The following is a 12,696-nucleotide window of genomic DNA, read 5'->3' on the forward strand; positions in this document are numbered from 1 at the left end:
GGGGGGCGATCCGGGAGAGCTGGGATGGGCAATCCGCCGGTCGCTCTCTCTCAGTCCCGGCCGGATCGCCCCTTTCCGGCCTCCCTCTCACTCTTGGGCTGAGCGCGGACCATGGCTCTGTCCACTCCCGGCTGCGGCTTCTCGGCGTCAGCGCTGATGGATGCTTGGCCGCCGCAATGGGCGGCGGCCAGTGTTCAGCGGCTCAGGAAACATCGAAGTCATCAGCCAGGCCGAGCTCTTTCAGCCTCGCGACATCTTCGAGACGGACAATTTCGAAGTCGTCGGATCGGTGGCTGAACTCGCCGCGCCACACCTCTCCGAGCGTCGCCCACGCCCCATCCGGCCACACTGCGATATCGTCGGGATGGTACGGCGGCGTCAGTATGGTCGTCCTGCTCATGATCCAGTCTTTCTGAAATTGGTCGGGGTCATTCCCGATGACGCCATAGGAGAGGGCTGGACGGCGCGGTCACCGAGTAGACGAGGGGAACCCCTCGCGGGTTGACCGACACAGCCGGCGAGACCGCTACCAAGGTGGCAATGGAAGGGATGGCCACGGCTCATACGCGGGGCATGGGCAAGATGACCGCCAGGACAGACGGTATGCCGGAACCGGAACTATGCCGGATCGCGCCGGAACAGCGGGGACGCCTCCATGGGTACGTGATGAATCGGCGGCGCTAGGCCGCCTGGCACCACCAGGCGATGCGCTCCTCGCGCGTCGCGCTGGCGAGCCGCAGCAGGAGGTCGCCGTGGCACGCTGCCGGCGCGCAGAAGCAGACGAGATCGTGACCGCGAAGCTCGTCGAGAGCTCGAAGAAGATGATGCTGGTCATGCAGCCAGCGCTCATGTTTCGCGATGACGGTCGCACGATCGCCATCGGGACCAATCCTGAATGGATTGCCCCACTTTGTCCCGCGGCCGATATAGATGGCGCCGTGCGGGACGCCGACCTTGTGCTTGTTGAGAACCTTGCACATCGCCGTCACCTCCTGATCCGCGCTGCAACGGCATGTCGGCGGGACGCAGCCAGGCTTTGCAAGTCACGCTCGACCTCATGGTCGGGGCGGAAACGGCGTGTCCGTTGACCCGCAAAGTGCGGCGTCCAGACAGGACCTGTTGCGGGCGCGTCAGGTCGACGGCGACGTCGCCGGCGGTTCGAGAGGCGGCAGATAGGCGTCGTAGGGGTCCGCATCGGCGAGATGACCAAAGGGGGTCATCGTGAAGTCGGCGCCGTCGCGACCGACGGCACAGATCACGTATCGCGGCGCACTGGTCACCGCGTCAGCACATTCCAGCAAAGCGAGGTTTCCGTCGCGGGCGGCCCGCAGGAGCGTCTGGAAGTTCGCGCGTGCATGGTCGGGTATAGCCATGGCAGGTCTCCTGAATCAAAAGCCCGGCACAGTGGCCGGGCGCAAACGGAGGCGTGAGCAGGGAAGGGGAGGTCAACCGGGCGCCTGATCGCGCCGCTCGGCGGCACGAATGGCCGCGACCGCCGCGCGAAACTCGGCGGCGCCTTGTTCTTCCGACAGATCGCTGCAAGCGACGACATCGAGACAGGCGGAGCGAATGTCGCTCTCGGTCACCGCGTCCGGGTTGATCGAGGTGAGATCGGGGTCGGCCCCGATCGCCTCGGCAATCTGCTCCTTGACCGCGTGCTCGCGGACACGAAGAAGAACATGCGTGCCGGCATAGAGGGCATCATGCGCATCGTCTCCAAGGAAGTCCTCGACGATGTCGTTGGTGGATTTGCCACGGATGGCGTCAGCCGTGATGACGACGGCCATGCCACCGAAACCGTCCGGACGCATCCGGGTGCAGGTGAAGGCGGAGATGGCGGTGACATGGTCGAGCGTCGGCGAGCGCCGGACGATGTCCTGCAGGATGAATTCCCACGACATCCCGCTGAGGTCGATCTCGACATGGGTGTCGTCATCGGTGGGCGCCGCGATCCTTTCAGAGATATAGGCGTTCACGGTACTCTCGGTGTCGGCCGAGGCGGCGATCGCACGCCGAAGGTCTGGAACCGGGAGCTCGAAGCTGTCGCTCGGACCGATCTCGGCGAAGAGGTACAGACCGTCTCCGTCCGCCTCGGTGTCGAAGATGTGGCCGAGGATCAAGCGCTCGAGCGCCGTCATGTCGGCACTGGGGATGGTCGGTTGGATCACCGTGGGAGAGTGATAGTCAGCCATTAGGTCTGCTCCTGAAATGAAAAGCCCGGCGCGAGGGCCGGGAAGCGGAAAGGACGGACGACGTGTTCGCATCGGCGGATGCGACGGATCGCGATGGTGGACGACGAGCGCGTCACAGGCGGAATGTGCGGACGAGCTCCTGAGCGTTGCGGTGATGTTCGAGCATCACGCGATAGAACTGCTTGCGCTGGGCACGCTTGGCGGGATCGTGCCGGGCTTGTCGCGCGAGCTTGCGAGACGCGGCGCGGACGACGGCTTGCCAGCTCGCATGAACGGTGATGTCGAGCCGAAGATACGTGCCGTACATGATCAGGCCGCCTCCGTGCTCGCTGCCGCTAGGGCGGGATCGACCTGGAGTTCAAGGCGCTGCGCGCGCCCCATCCAGGGCTCCGGGCGGATGGTCCGAACCCAATCGGCGAAGGACGGGATGAAGCCGAGATCCTCCTGAACGTGCTGTTCGCCGACCCAGCGGGTCGGGATCACACGGCCGGTCGAGAGCGTGATCGTGGTGCCGAAAATGGTCTCCGCCATGAAGATGCCCTCGGCGTGGTGCCGCAAGGCGCGGTGGCGAAAGTCCGCGGTGATCTGCTTCGATGCATCGAACCAGCTATGAATTGCGAGATAGTCCTCGACCGTTCCGCCCCATTTCTTCACCGAGGACAGGGCGTGGTGATAGGGATGTGCCATCGTCGCCTCCTCAGAACTCGTGGACGTAGTTTTCGGTGGCGCTGTAGCGCTCGTTGTAGTCGAGGCTGATCGACCGCTGTTCGACGTCGAATGTGAAATCGCCATAGGCGCCGTCGCCGTCCGGCCATCCGCCATGGGTCTGGCCGAGGAAGTCGTAGGCGAGTTCCTCGATGGCGGCCCGCAGCGACAGCAACTGCGTCCTGGCTTCCGGCTCAGGCGAGCACGTTCGCAAGCGGCGGCGGCGTCCTTGCGCTCGAGAAAGCGAAACGCCCGTGCAATCGACAGGGAAGCGCGTGTTCCCCATTCGGGGTCCCAGCCGCACAGGTAGTCCTGTTCGCCGAAGCTGTTGATCACGCGGGCGACGACGAAACCGGTCGGCGGGATGTCGCCGATATCGGGGTCGCGGGCGCCGGCAAGGATCGCTTCGCCCTTGGCGATCGCCGCATGGGCGCGCGGAATCCAGTAGGATCTTTCCTGCCCATCGAGATCGCGGTCCTGGGCGAGCAGTTTCAGCAGCCCGAGCAGGATCTCGAAATGATCGGCCTTGCGAGTGACGCCCTCGCCGAAGTGGCTCGGCACCGGCAACGCGACGCCATAATAGGCGGCGTCGACGCCGGGCCAGATGCCGGACACATAGGTCTCTCCGGCGCTCTCATAGTCGCGCTGCTCGCGCGACCAGTCGTCGTCCTCGATGGCCAGACGGCACGCCTGTGCGAGCGTCTCGGCCTCGTAAGTCTGATGCCGGAAAACCGGCAGGTGGTAGGTGGTCTCGATGGTGAAGGCGGGCATCGTCGTGCTCTTGAAACGAAAGCAGCCCGGCATCGCTGCCGGGCTGCCAGGTTGATGGGGATGGGACATCAGGCGGCGCGCGATGCGCCCGGTCTGGTCGCCATCACGGCGCGAACCTGCGCGGCGAGGGCGGGTATGTCGTCGAGCAGGGACAGCGGCGCGAAGTGATTGGCGCCGCCGGTATAGTCACGGCGATCGCGACAGGTTCGAATGAGGATGCCGGTGTCGGCGCGGGTCGCCGGCTGGCAGACCTGCACATAGATCTGCTCGCCATGGAGAGTGATTTCGCCCGAGACGGCGATGCCGCCCTGGTTCGAGCGGAGATCGAAGCGGCCGGCAGGAAGCCGCAATTCAGCGACGAGCTGGCGCAGGCGCGCTCGGGCCGTCGCGTGGAACCGGCGCTTACGTTCAGCGTGATAGGAGCAGTCGGCGTACCAGTCCATCACACGGCCTCCCGCGCCGGAGACCCCGATGCGTCGGCGTCGGCGGATGCATCGCCGAGGTCGTCGACCCGCTCGATGCGGGCCTCGGGGTGGCGGTTCTGCCTGAGCCAGGCGTCGGCCGCGGCGCGGTCATTGGCGAGATGGAGAAGCTCGACGGCTTCGCCATAGGGCCGCACGATGCGCCAGCTATCGGGCTTGGGAACGTCGATCACCTCGAACTGCAAGGCGCTGTCGACACCATAGGTACGGTGGACGATGACGAGCACGACATTGGCGCTGCTGATGTCGCCCTCATGCAAGGTAATGGTGGCGGGACTGGCAAGCCGGCCGGTGACGAAGGGCGGCGATTTGCGGATGAGCCGGCCGATGCCGTTTGACCGCTCCCACGCTGCGAGCTTCCTGGTGAAACGCGCGGGTGGCCGCGGGCGGCCGTCGGAGAACCGGATGATGGCGCCAAGCGGGGCGGTGTCGTAGATCGCTTTCGCGGACATGCTGAGGCTCCAGAAACGACGAAGCCCGGCGCGGGGCCGGGCTCGTCTGCGGGATGATGGGTGAGAAAGTGCCGGGGCGACCGATGCCGCCCCGGCGTGTCAGCGGATCACTCGGCCGCGTCGAGGTGTTCGAGCTCGCCGTCGGGATCGCCATCCGCGCCTTCGTCGGCATCGATGTCGCCGGCGAGGAATTCAGGCAGGTCCTCGTCGCCCGCGTCGCCGGCCGATGCGTCGAGTTCCTCGTCGGACATCTCGCGCGTGCGCAGCGGCTCGGGAAGCCAGCTGGAATCGGCGAGCAGGCGCTGGGCTTCCGCCGCCATGTCGGCCTTCTTCAGGTGGTCGATGAGCTGGGCGGACTGCTCGCCCTTCGCCTCGCGAACCGCCTCGAGGATCCGGACCTTGGGCACGCGGCCGAGATAGTTCTCGACGGTGGGAACCCAGCCGACTGCCGCCATGTCCAGCGTCACGGCGCGCGCCAAATGATCGGCGTGAGCCTGCCGGTCCTTGTTGCGGTTCCAGGGCTCATGCACGGCGTTCACCGAGAGCGACGCGCAGTACGCGAAGAGCGCCTGGCGGCTGTCGCCGTCGAAAGCGACCAGGGCATTCCACAGGTCTGCCGACTTCTCCGGCAGGTGCTTCTGCCATTCTTCGTGCCGCTCGCCGATCGCCTTGGCGGACGGCGTGTCCTTCAGGCCCGGTGCCTGAGCCGTGAAGCCGGTGCTCTTGGCGGTGATCTCGACGCAGGTGTCCGACGCATAGCGGTAGTAGGCGTTCAGCACGAGCACGTGCAGCACCGCGAGGAAGGCCGTGTCGAAATTCGCCCCGACCGCCGCGCGCAGGGCCAGCGTGCGATGCGCCGTCAGCTCAATGATCAGACGCTCGGAAAGCGGACGGAGGGCATCCTCCTCTTCCGGTTCCACCTCCACGCCGTCGCTGTCGCCCGTGGGTGCTCCGCCGACGGTGATCGCCGCCTGCGGGACAGGTGCGCGAGCGCCCGCACCCGGGTCGTCGCCCCCGGTCGCGGTGCCGGCGTCTGCATCAGGGGCGGCCTCGTCTTCCGGCCTGACGAAGCCACGCTCGATCTCGAGCGCACCATCCTCATCGATGCTGACGAACACGCCGGCGCGCGCGATCTCGGCCGTATCGTAGCGAAGCGGGCGAAGCTCAAAGGCGGCGATCGCCGTCTCCAACTCGCCGAAGCGCTCGTCGACCTCGTCGGGAAGCTCGTCGGCGCTGTCATACTGCTCGTTCAGCGCATCGAACTCGGCCTTGAGCGCCTCGTAGCCCGCAAGCTCCTCCGTCGACATGTCGATCGGTTCGCCAACCAGACGGCGCAGGCCGTTTGCGTAGCCGTACTTGAAGTCGAGTGCCGCCGAGATCCATTTCCAACCCTCGCTCGCGATGGCCTGCGCCTCCACCTTGAGCTTGTCGTCGACCAGCCGGTCGAGAAGCGCCGGATCCTGCAGCCAGCCGCCATGATCGTCGGTGAAGAGGTCACGCATCACCACGCCGCCGGCGGCTTCATATGCGTCGACGCCGACGAACTGGGCGCGACGATCGCTGACGCGCACCGCGCTCTCGGTGAGAAGCCTGCGGATGTAATAGGCCTCCTTGTTGTAGGAACGGGACAGGCTGTCCCAGACCTGCTCCTGGCGGGCATGGTCCGAGGAGACGCTGAACGCGGTGAGCTGCTCCAGCGTCATATCCTCGGCCGCATAGACCTCGAGCAGCTTTTCCGAGACGGTGGTGAGCCGCAGCCGCTGCTTGACGACATTGACCGGCACGAAGAAGCGTGCGGCGATCTCCTCCTCGCTAAGGCCCTTGTCGATCAGGGCCTTGAAGCTGCGGAACTGGTCGAGCGGGTGGAGCGCCTGGCGCTGGACGTTCTCGGCAAGCGAATCCTCCTCCGCCGAGGTGCCGGACGAGGCGTCCCCGACGACGCAGGGCACCAACGCAGTCTTGGCGAGGCGCTTCTGCTTCACGAGGAGTTCGAGGGCACGATAGCGGCGGCCGCCGGCGGGAACCTCGTACATGCCGGTCTCGGTTCCCTCCTCGTCGAGCACGGGGCGGACATTCAGGCTCTGCAACAGCTTGCGGCGGGCGATATCCTCCGCCAGTTCCTCGACGCTCACGCCGGCCTTGATCCGGCGAACATTCGCCTGGGACAGGATCAGCTTGTTGAAGGCGATGTCCCGGGCGCCGTTCAGGACGATCTTCTGGATGGCAGGTGCCATGTTCGTTCTCCGTGGCGGACCGGCCGGGAGCCTCTCTCCCCGCCTCCTGATCCGTCACGAAGTGACCCGGCCCCTCTCTCGCTCTCGGCTCGGGCACGAACGGCCGCAGCCCGGCCGGCGCCCGCGACGGAAATGTTGACGGCCGAACAACGATCTGGAACCGAGCGCCCCGACTCGGTATGAAGACTGCGGGGCGGTACGCGCCGCCCTGGGGCGTGGAAACCCCAAGAGTACCGGTTTGGCGCCGGCCGTTACGGCGCCGGATTCCTTGACCATGCGGTCGGGGAGCCTGCGACGTATGTCCAGGCGCCCCCGGGTGCTAAAGGTCGTAGGGACCGGGTACTCTCGGTTTTCCAACTCCCCGATCATGGGTGGTCGAGGGCATGTTTGCGGGGGCGGACCGCAGACACATGCCCTGGGAGTGGGAGACCGAGGCGTGGCAAAAGCCGTCGCACCCGAGCCGGGTTCCCTGGAGGAGCGCGCCGTCGCCGCGCACCGCGCCTATCTTGATGCACTGGTCGCCTGGGAGCGCACGCTCCACAGGATGAACTGCGCACTCTGCGGCCCTTCAGACCTTTCCGAAAACGAGCGCGCGGAAGCCTGTGACGCCGCCGAGGCCGAGAAGGAAGCACATCGGATTGCCTTCCGCGATCTTTGCGACAAGCTTGGATTCGTTCCTACCGGCCACGACGTTGCGTTGCCGGCCGAGGATCCGTCGTGTTGCAAGAGCTCCGCTTCACCGCGCTGACCTGGCGCCGATAGCACCGGATCAGACGCCACACAGGCCCTCGCATTCATTGCCGAAGAGATCACGCTGGCCGCGATCGGCGTCGTTCGACAGGTCCGCCTGCTCGAGCGGAACGGCCGAGCGATGGAGGTAGAGCTCGGCGCGCATGCCCCGCATGCCGGTGCGGATCGCACGGTCGACGGCAACCGCGTCGCGCCAGCCCTCCCTGTCGTGATCGCGAAGTGCGCGCCACATCGCATTGCTGTGGAACGGACATCCGATGCAGCTGCTTTTCGGCGGCGTCGGATATCCGTGCCGATCGAGCCAGCGCAGGCAGTCCCAGCGAGTCATCCGCCGCTCGATGAGGGGCCAGCGGTTGACCTGCCACGCTTCCCGGCTTGGCTTCATCCGGATCACTTCGTCCAGCGAGATGCCGATCCATTGTTCGACGACGGGATGGTCCGGCGAGGGCCGGCCGGCGAGACCGGCGAGCTCGCGCACCTTCCTGCGGATGGGCGCGATCTTGTACTCTGAGGTGCATTGGCGGCGGATCATGCCGATGTCGACGAGATCGGTCGCAAGGACCCGCTCGCCGATCTGGACGTCTTCACCATCCTCATCCTCGCCATAGACGGCGATCGGAGTGCCGGCGGGCGTCACGGTGCGGGTGAAAGCGGGGATCGAGGCCCATCGCAGGCCGCGGGCGCCGTCCAGGAGATCCTCGCGGAGATTGCCGGCCGTCACCACATGGACCGGAAACGGCAAGGCAGTCCCGGACATGAGCCAGGCGAGGTGATCGTAAACCGCCCGTGGCTCCCAGGCGGTGTCGGCAAAGATCGCGCAGTGGGGGAGGGGGCCTATTTCGCCATGCGCCGCCATCAGCGCGAGAGTGGTCGACTGGACGCCGGCGCCGAGGCTGAGGACACGGAGCGGCTCGGTCGAGTCGTTCTTGGGAAGAAGGCAGGGCATCACGCCGCCTCCTGCTCGTCGCCGACCATTTCCCGGTCGGTGGGTTCGGCGGCCTCGGGAAGGAAGGCCAGCAGATAATCCGCCGCTTTCGAGGCGGCGCTGGCGGCGCGGACGATGGCGCGGTTGTCCTCGCGAACGATGTCTAGCCACGCGCCGAGATAATCTGCATGCCGAACGGTCGGGACGATGCCGAGCGACGCACAGACGAAGGCGGCCGAGAGCTCGGCCACGCATTCCTCGATGAAGTAGGGCTTGGAGCCGAACGCTCCGCTCTGGTCGCGCCCGAGACGTTTCCTGGCTCCCGTCCAATGCGACAGCTCATGGGCGGCGGTGCGGGCGAAATTGATCGGGACGTGGAAGGCGCCGGGCCGCGGCACTTGCACATAGTCGTGCCGGATGTCGTAGAAGGCCCGGTCGCCGCCGAGACGAAAATCGGCGGCGCTGGCCTTGATGAGGGCGTCGATCGCCGGCGGCACCACGGCGTCGGAAACAGCCGGCACCGGCGCCGTCAGCGTGTCCGGGAGACCGTCGCACTGGTCGGCGTTGAAGACGGTGAAGCGCTTCAGGAAGGGGATGCCGCCGCGCCCGTCACGGTCCCGGCTGTCGCGCGCATTGTCCTCGCCCGGCGTGAAGCGGCTGGCATAGACGACAGTGGTGCCATGCTCGCCCTTGCGCACGCTGCCGCCGAGCCCGAGCGCCTGGCGGAAGGTGAGCCAGTTCTGGGTGCTGAAGCCGTGCTCGATGACGGCGTCCCAGAGAATGAGGATGTTGATGCCGGAGTATTTTCGCCCCGTGGTGGCGTTTCGCGGCATCGCCAGCGGAGCGGCAGCGGCCGACCAGGGCTGGACCCAGGGCACGCGGCCGGCCTCCAATTCGGCGATGATCCGATCGGTGATGTCCTGATAGAGTGACGCCCGGTTCGGGGCAGGGCGCCGGCGGGTGGCTGCATGGTCCATGGCGGGTCTCCGCGACGGGCCGGCCGCGAGCCACTCTCGCTGGTCCCTCGACCCGTCACGGCCGGACCGGCCACCCTCTCGCTCTCCTGGAGGGCCTGCCTCCCGCGCCCATCCTTTCCCGGCGATCCGCGGCTTGGCCTCTGCCGCGCGACCGATCGTTACCGCAGGCGCAGACCCGGGACGGGGCTGCGTGGAGACGGTGCAGCCGGCGGCATGGAGCGGGGTCCGACCCTCATCGGACGCGCCCTTGAACTGCCACCTTTATGGTGGCATATTTCGACCATGGAGAAGCGGCGGCCGACCTATGATCTCGAGGCCATCAAACTGGCACTGGGGTCGGTCGACCGCTTGGCGATGACGACATCGGCGCTGCGGGATGCGACGGCGCTCGGATTCGATCGTGGTGGCATCGTCGAGACGATTATCGGCATCGAGCGGCGCATGTTCTTCAAGTCGATGACAACGTTCGCCGATCATCGCGTCTGGCAGGACGTCTATCATGTGCCGGCGCGGGGATTGACGCTCTATGTGAAGTTCCAGGCGGACGTCATCACCGAGTTCACGGTCATGTCGTTCAAGGAGAAATGACCATGGCGATGAAAGAGACGGTGCTTCCCGACACCATGACGGCGCCGGAAACCGGCGAGATCCTGACGCGCAGCGTGCGGCCGTTCGTGGTGGCCTATAAGGGCGTGAGCCTCATGGTCGAGCTGCCCGGCTATTATCCGGCCGGCGAGGGCGACGGCATCCATGTCGGCAAGGACATGGCGGTGGTTGACGTGGCGCTGCGGACGCTGAAGGAACAGGTCGACGGCACGCCGTCGCCGGCGACGATCCGGCGTGTGCGCACCAAGCTGAACCTCTCCCAGCGTGACGCTGGCGCGTTGCTCAAAGTCGGCGAGAACGCCTTCGACAAATACGAGCGCGGGCTGGTCGAGCCGAGCGGCCCGACCAGCCAGCTGATCAAGCTGCTCGATCGCCATCCGGAGATGGCCGACGAGTTGCGCTGACTGGAGTGGATGTTTGGAGCTCTGCCATGCCGACTTGGCCGAAGGACAAATTGCTGAAGCATGGACCCGAGCTGCCGATGGAGGAGCGGATCCGGCGCTACCAGCACAACATACGCGCCATCCGGGAGTCCGGATGTCCAGTGCCGACATCGGCTTATGCCGATACGCTCGACCCTGCCGAGATCGAGCTCTGGTTTGCCGACAGCGCGTATCGTAGCCATCGCCTGAAAGAGGCGATCAAGGGATTGGCGGAGCTGCCACCGGATAGCGAGATTCCCTGACCGCGGGGACCCCGCTGGGGCCCCGCGTCGAGAGCGCCTCATCGCGCATAGGGATCATATTCGTGAATGACCGAGGCAGGGTCGCCGTCGAATTCGTCCGAGGGGAGAACGCCATAGCCGCCGTCGGACTCGAAGAGCGTGATGCAGACCATCAGGGTCTTGGCGAGGTTCCAGGCGTGGTCTTGAGCAAGGGTGAGGTTCTGCGACATCGTATCAGCTCCCGTCTTGCGGCGGGGACCATCCCCGCTCGACAGGCGCCCGAAGCGTCCGGATCACGGCCGCGATCACCTCGCAGGCGAAGCCGCAGAGGCCGCATGCGCGCATAGCGGACCCCTGGCGGGTTGATCGCAGAAGGCCATGGCCGAGACCAAGGAATTGCGCTGATTGAGAGCGGGGTGGCTCACCGTGGAAGCCCCGGGTGCCGGGGTCGCAGAACTCTGTCAGAAGCGGGCCGTACCCTGCCTCCGCAGCCTGCTGGCCGTCACGTCGGCTGATCCGAGCCGACCGTCATCACCAAAACGAATCGATCACGGGCAACTGATTCAATCATTGCGTTGGACCATGCGCGCACGCGCGTGGGACTGTGCATCATGCTAGACGATCATCGGCCCTCGCCATCAATGCTTCAGGTTCTCGTGCTCGACCGTATCGACGCGTCGCAGAACATGGCGCGTTACTATGTTCTGTCGATCGAGCCGACGTTATTCGGGGAGACGGCGATGGTGCGCGAATGGGGGCGGATCGGGAGCTTTGGGCAACGCCGCACTGAACTCTACGCGCAGCGCGAAGATGCGCGCATGGCGCTTGGAACGTGGCTGGATCGCAAGCTTCGGCGCGGCTATCAGCTTCGGATCGCGCCCGCACTCCACGGCGGGAATGGCACGACTCGATTGCCCGATAGCCGTCACGAATGATCGCGGCGCCAGCGCGCAATGGTGATTTCTAACCATACCCGCCGCGCTTGATTCATGAACTCCTCGGCTCGTTACCCAACAAGCCGAGGAATTTCTCATGCTTTTGCTCATCCCTGGCTCCGAGATCGCGCAGCATGGCGATCTGATGGAGCGCGTCTTCCGCTTCCGGCATGCCATCTTCGTCGACGAGAAGGGCTGGAGCGACCTGCGCCAACCGGACGGGCTCGAACGGGACCGCTTCGACGACGCGCATGCGATTCATCAGGTCTGCCTGCGTGACGATGAGATCGTCGGTTACCAAAGACTGCTTCCGACGACACGCCCGCATTTGCTGAGCGACGTCCTGACCGATCTTTGCCGGAGCAAGCCGCCGCGGGGGCCACGCGTCTTCGAATGGACACGCTTTTGCGTGGCACCCCGTCATCGCGAGCTCCGCCCCAGCGCAAACGGACCATTCCTCGAGCTGGCGCAAGGCGTGGTCGAATGGGGCATGGCGCATCGCGTGGATACCGTCACCGTGGCAATCGATTGGCGGCTGATGGTGATCGCGATGCAGCTGCGGTTCTTCGTGCGCCCTCTCGGCTTTCCCAAGCGCATCGGCCGCGACGAGGTCGTGGCGCTGCGCATGTCATTCAACCGGGAAACCCTCACGACGATCCAGCAGGCGCGGCATTGCGAAGGCTCGGTTCTCCCTGACCCCGGATCACTGCCTTCGGCGGCATAACCCAACTCTCTTAGATCAGGAGGTGCGCCGTGATCCGAACCGCCGATACGAAGCTCATCGCGAGTGAACTGCATTCTCGCTACGAGCCGCCCCGCGCCGTCGCGCTGATCGGACGGACGTTGCAGAAGGCCCTCTTTGCCGGCAGGGCGGACGAGGTGGTGTTTTGGGCATTGGTTTACGCACACTATCGTGGCGGTGATCTGTGTGACGCGACTGAAGAGCAGCTCGCCGCGTTCCGCGCGTCCATCCTGCCTGACCCCCCGGAGCTGAACTGAGCCG

Annotated in this window: 20 protein-coding genes; 7 read left to right on the forward strand and 13 right to left on the reverse strand. The window is 65.9% G+C overall.

The genetic code is table 11. The annotated features are described in order from the left end of the window. Positions 1 to 202 precede the first annotated feature (202 nt). The 10 genes from KHC23_RS20365 to KHC23_RS20410 form a co-directional block, all read right to left on the reverse strand. Complete coding sequence (locus tag KHC23_RS20365) at positions 203 to 400, reverse strand: hypothetical protein (protein ID WP_213375212.1); 198 nt, start codon at positions 398 to 400, stop codon at positions 203 to 205. A 280-nt stretch (positions 401 to 680) separates the two neighbouring features. Further along, complete coding sequence (locus tag KHC23_RS20370) at positions 681 to 980, reverse strand: DUF4326 domain-containing protein (protein WP_213375359.1); 300 nt, start codon at positions 978 to 980, stop codon at positions 681 to 683. 150 nt (positions 981 to 1,130) lie between these two features. Then, positions 1,131 to 1,373: a DUF6117 family protein gene (locus tag KHC23_RS20375; RefSeq protein WP_213375214.1), complete on the reverse strand. Its 243-nt coding sequence runs from the start codon at positions 1,371 to 1,373 to the stop codon at positions 1,131 to 1,133. Between the two features lie 72 nt (positions 1,374 to 1,445). Continuing rightward, positions 1,446 to 2,192: a hypothetical protein gene (locus KHC23_RS20380; RefSeq protein WP_213375216.1), complete on the reverse strand. Its 747-nt coding sequence runs from the start codon at positions 2,190 to 2,192 to the stop codon at positions 1,446 to 1,448. A 112-nt stretch (positions 2,193 to 2,304) separates the two neighbouring features. Further along, positions 2,305 to 2,499, reverse strand: coding sequence for a hypothetical protein (locus KHC23_RS20385; RefSeq protein ID WP_213375218.1), 195 nt, complete (start codon positions 2,497 to 2,499; stop codon positions 2,305 to 2,307). 2 nt (positions 2,500 to 2,501) lie between these two features. Further along, positions 2,502 to 2,879, reverse strand: a complete 378-nt coding sequence (locus KHC23_RS20390) for a DUF6915 family protein (protein WP_213375361.1) — start codon at positions 2,877 to 2,879, stop codon at positions 2,502 to 2,504. A 10-nt stretch (positions 2,880 to 2,889) separates the two neighbouring features. Continuing rightward, a complete protein-coding gene (locus KHC23_RS24805) occupies positions 2,890 to 3,183 on the reverse strand; it encodes a DUF6878 family protein (RefSeq protein WP_343210783.1) in 294 nt (97 codons plus the stop codon). A gap of 553 nt (positions 3,184 to 3,736) precedes the next feature. Then, the gene (locus tag KHC23_RS20400; RefSeq protein WP_213375220.1) at positions 3,737 to 4,111 is read right to left on the reverse strand and encodes a hypothetical protein; all 375 of its coding nucleotides are present in this window, start codon (positions 4,109 to 4,111) and stop codon (positions 3,737 to 3,739) included. Next, on the reverse strand, positions 4,111 to 4,602 hold the full coding sequence (locus KHC23_RS20405) for a hypothetical protein (protein ID WP_213375222.1): 492 nt from the start codon (positions 4,600 to 4,602) through the stop codon (positions 4,111 to 4,113). Before KHC23_RS20405 ends, KHC23_RS20400 begins: the two co-directional genes overlap by 1 nt. 107 nt (positions 4,603 to 4,709) lie before the next feature. Continuing rightward, entirely contained in the window at positions 4,710 to 6,836 is a 2,127-nt protein-coding gene (locus tag KHC23_RS20410; protein WP_213375224.1) for a ParB/RepB/Spo0J family partition protein, read from the reverse strand. Positions 6,837 to 7,272: 436 nt separating this feature from the next. Between KHC23_RS20410 and KHC23_RS20415 the strand changes: the two genes are divergently transcribed. After that, positions 7,273 to 7,584, forward strand: a complete 312-nt coding sequence (locus tag KHC23_RS20415; RefSeq protein WP_271188568.1) for a hypothetical protein — start codon at positions 7,273 to 7,275, stop codon at positions 7,582 to 7,584. 21 nt (positions 7,585 to 7,605) lie between these two features. Here KHC23_RS20415 and KHC23_RS20420 read toward each other — a convergent pair whose 3' ends face one another. Next, complete coding sequence (locus KHC23_RS20420) at positions 7,606 to 8,532, reverse strand: hypothetical protein (RefSeq protein WP_213375226.1); 927 nt, start codon at positions 8,530 to 8,532, stop codon at positions 7,606 to 7,608. Beyond that, a complete protein-coding gene (locus tag KHC23_RS20425; protein WP_213375228.1) occupies positions 8,532 to 9,488 on the reverse strand; it encodes an ArdC family protein in 957 nt (318 codons plus the stop codon). The genes KHC23_RS20420 and KHC23_RS20425 overlap by 1 nt, the downstream gene beginning before the upstream one ends. 213 nt (positions 9,489 to 9,701) lie before the next feature. On the opposite strand from KHC23_RS20425, the gene KHC23_RS20430 reads away from it, so the two are divergent. The 3 genes from KHC23_RS20430 to KHC23_RS20440 are packed head-to-tail and all read left to right on the forward strand — an operon-like array spanning position 9,702 to position 10,779. Beyond that, positions 9,702 to 10,076 (forward strand): type II toxin-antitoxin system MqsR family toxin, encoded by a 375-nt coding sequence (locus KHC23_RS20430; protein ID WP_246544810.1) that lies wholly within the window; start codon positions 9,702 to 9,704, stop codon positions 10,074 to 10,076. A 2-nt stretch (positions 10,077 to 10,078) separates the two neighbouring features. Continuing rightward, positions 10,079 to 10,498 (forward strand): type II toxin-antitoxin system MqsA family antitoxin, encoded by a 420-nt coding sequence (locus tag KHC23_RS20435; RefSeq protein ID WP_213375230.1) that lies wholly within the window; start codon positions 10,079 to 10,081, stop codon positions 10,496 to 10,498. A 26-nt stretch (positions 10,499 to 10,524) separates the two neighbouring features. After that, entirely contained in the window at positions 10,525 to 10,779 is a 255-nt protein-coding gene (locus tag KHC23_RS20440) for a hypothetical protein (protein WP_213375232.1), read from the forward strand. 38 nt (positions 10,780 to 10,817) lie between these two features. Here KHC23_RS20440 and KHC23_RS20445 read toward each other — a convergent pair whose 3' ends face one another. Further along, entirely contained in the window at positions 10,818 to 10,988 is a 171-nt protein-coding gene (locus KHC23_RS20445) for a hypothetical protein (RefSeq protein ID WP_213375234.1), read from the reverse strand. A 381-nt stretch (positions 10,989 to 11,369) separates the two neighbouring features. Here KHC23_RS20445 and KHC23_RS20450 point away from each other — a divergent pair, with 381 nt between their 5' ends. The 3 genes from KHC23_RS20450 to KHC23_RS20460 all read left to right on the forward strand — a co-directional run bounded on the left by KHC23_RS20450 (position 11,370) and on the right by KHC23_RS20460 (position 12,692). Next, complete coding sequence (locus KHC23_RS20450; RefSeq protein WP_246544811.1) at positions 11,370 to 11,693, forward strand: WGR domain-containing protein; 324 nt, start codon at positions 11,370 to 11,372, stop codon at positions 11,691 to 11,693. 97 nt (positions 11,694 to 11,790) lie between these two features. Beyond that, positions 11,791 to 12,417 (forward strand): acyl-homoserine-lactone synthase, encoded by a 627-nt coding sequence (locus KHC23_RS20455; protein WP_213375236.1) that lies wholly within the window; start codon positions 11,791 to 11,793, stop codon positions 12,415 to 12,417. Between the two features lie 29 nt (positions 12,418 to 12,446). After that, positions 12,447 to 12,692, forward strand: coding sequence for a hypothetical protein (locus KHC23_RS20460; protein WP_213375238.1), 246 nt, complete (start codon positions 12,447 to 12,449; stop codon positions 12,690 to 12,692). Positions 12,693 to 12,696: the final 4 nt, after the last annotated feature.

Origin of the sequence: Ancylobacter dichloromethanicus (assembly GCF_018390645.1) — a bacterium.
Lineage (GTDB): Bacteria > Pseudomonadota > Alphaproteobacteria > Rhizobiales > Xanthobacteraceae > Ancylobacter > Ancylobacter dichloromethanicus.

What these genes read in the sequence shown, in the direction of transcription:
- KHC23_RS20365 (WP_213375212.1), bottom strand. Translation starts at nt 400, where the DNA reads ATGAGCAGGACGACCATACTGACGCCGCCGTACCATCCCGACGATATC.
- KHC23_RS20370 (WP_213375359.1), bottom strand. Translation starts at nt 980, where the DNA reads ATGTGCAAGGTTCTCAACAAGCACAAGGTCGGCGTCCCGCACGGCGCC.
- KHC23_RS20375 (WP_213375214.1), bottom strand. Translation starts at nt 1,373, where the DNA reads ATGGCTATACCCGACCATGCACGCGCGAACTTCCAGACGCTCCTGCGG.
- KHC23_RS20380 (WP_213375216.1), bottom strand. Translation starts at nt 2,192, where the DNA reads ATGGCTGACTATCACTCTCCCACGGTGATCCAACCGACCATCCCCAGT.
- KHC23_RS20385 (WP_213375218.1), bottom strand. Translation starts at nt 2,499, where the DNA reads ATGTACGGCACGTATCTTCGGCTCGACATCACCGTTCATGCGAGCTGG.
- KHC23_RS20390 (WP_213375361.1), bottom strand. Translation starts at nt 2,879, where the DNA reads ATGGCACATCCCTATCACCACGCCCTGTCCTCGGTGAAGAAATGGGGC.
- KHC23_RS24805 (WP_343210783.1), bottom strand. Translation starts at nt 3,183, where the DNA reads ATGGGGAACACGCGCTTCCCTGTCGATTGCACGGGCGTTTCGCTTTCT.
- KHC23_RS20400 (WP_213375220.1), bottom strand. Translation starts at nt 4,111, where the DNA reads ATGGACTGGTACGCCGACTGCTCCTATCACGCTGAACGTAAGCGCCGG.
- KHC23_RS20405 (WP_213375222.1), bottom strand. Translation starts at nt 4,602, where the DNA reads ATGTCCGCGAAAGCGATCTACGACACCGCCCCGCTTGGCGCCATCATC.
- KHC23_RS20410 (WP_213375224.1), bottom strand. Translation starts at nt 6,836, where the DNA reads ATGGCACCTGCCATCCAGAAGATCGTCCTGAACGGCGCCCGGGACATC.
- KHC23_RS20420 (WP_213375226.1), bottom strand. Translation starts at nt 8,532, where the DNA reads ATGCCCTGCCTTCTTCCCAAGAACGACTCGACCGAGCCGCTCCGTGTC.
- KHC23_RS20425 (WP_213375228.1), bottom strand. Translation starts at nt 9,488, where the DNA reads ATGGACCATGCAGCCACCCGCCGGCGCCCTGCCCCGAACCGGGCGTCA.
- KHC23_RS20430 (WP_246544810.1), top strand. Translation starts at nt 9,702, where the DNA reads ATGGAGCGGGGTCCGACCCTCATCGGACGCGCCCTTGAACTGCCACCT.
- KHC23_RS20435 (WP_213375230.1), top strand. Translation starts at nt 10,079, where the DNA reads ATGGCGATGAAAGAGACGGTGCTTCCCGACACCATGACGGCGCCGGAA.
- KHC23_RS20440 (WP_213375232.1), top strand. Translation starts at nt 10,525, where the DNA reads ATGCCGACTTGGCCGAAGGACAAATTGCTGAAGCATGGACCCGAGCTG.
- KHC23_RS20445 (WP_213375234.1), bottom strand. Translation starts at nt 10,988, where the DNA reads ATGTCGCAGAACCTCACCCTTGCTCAAGACCACGCCTGGAACCTCGCC.
- KHC23_RS20450 (WP_246544811.1), top strand. Translation starts at nt 11,370, where the DNA reads ATGCTAGACGATCATCGGCCCTCGCCATCAATGCTTCAGGTTCTCGTG.
- KHC23_RS20455 (WP_213375236.1), top strand. Translation starts at nt 11,791, where the DNA reads ATGCTTTTGCTCATCCCTGGCTCCGAGATCGCGCAGCATGGCGATCTG.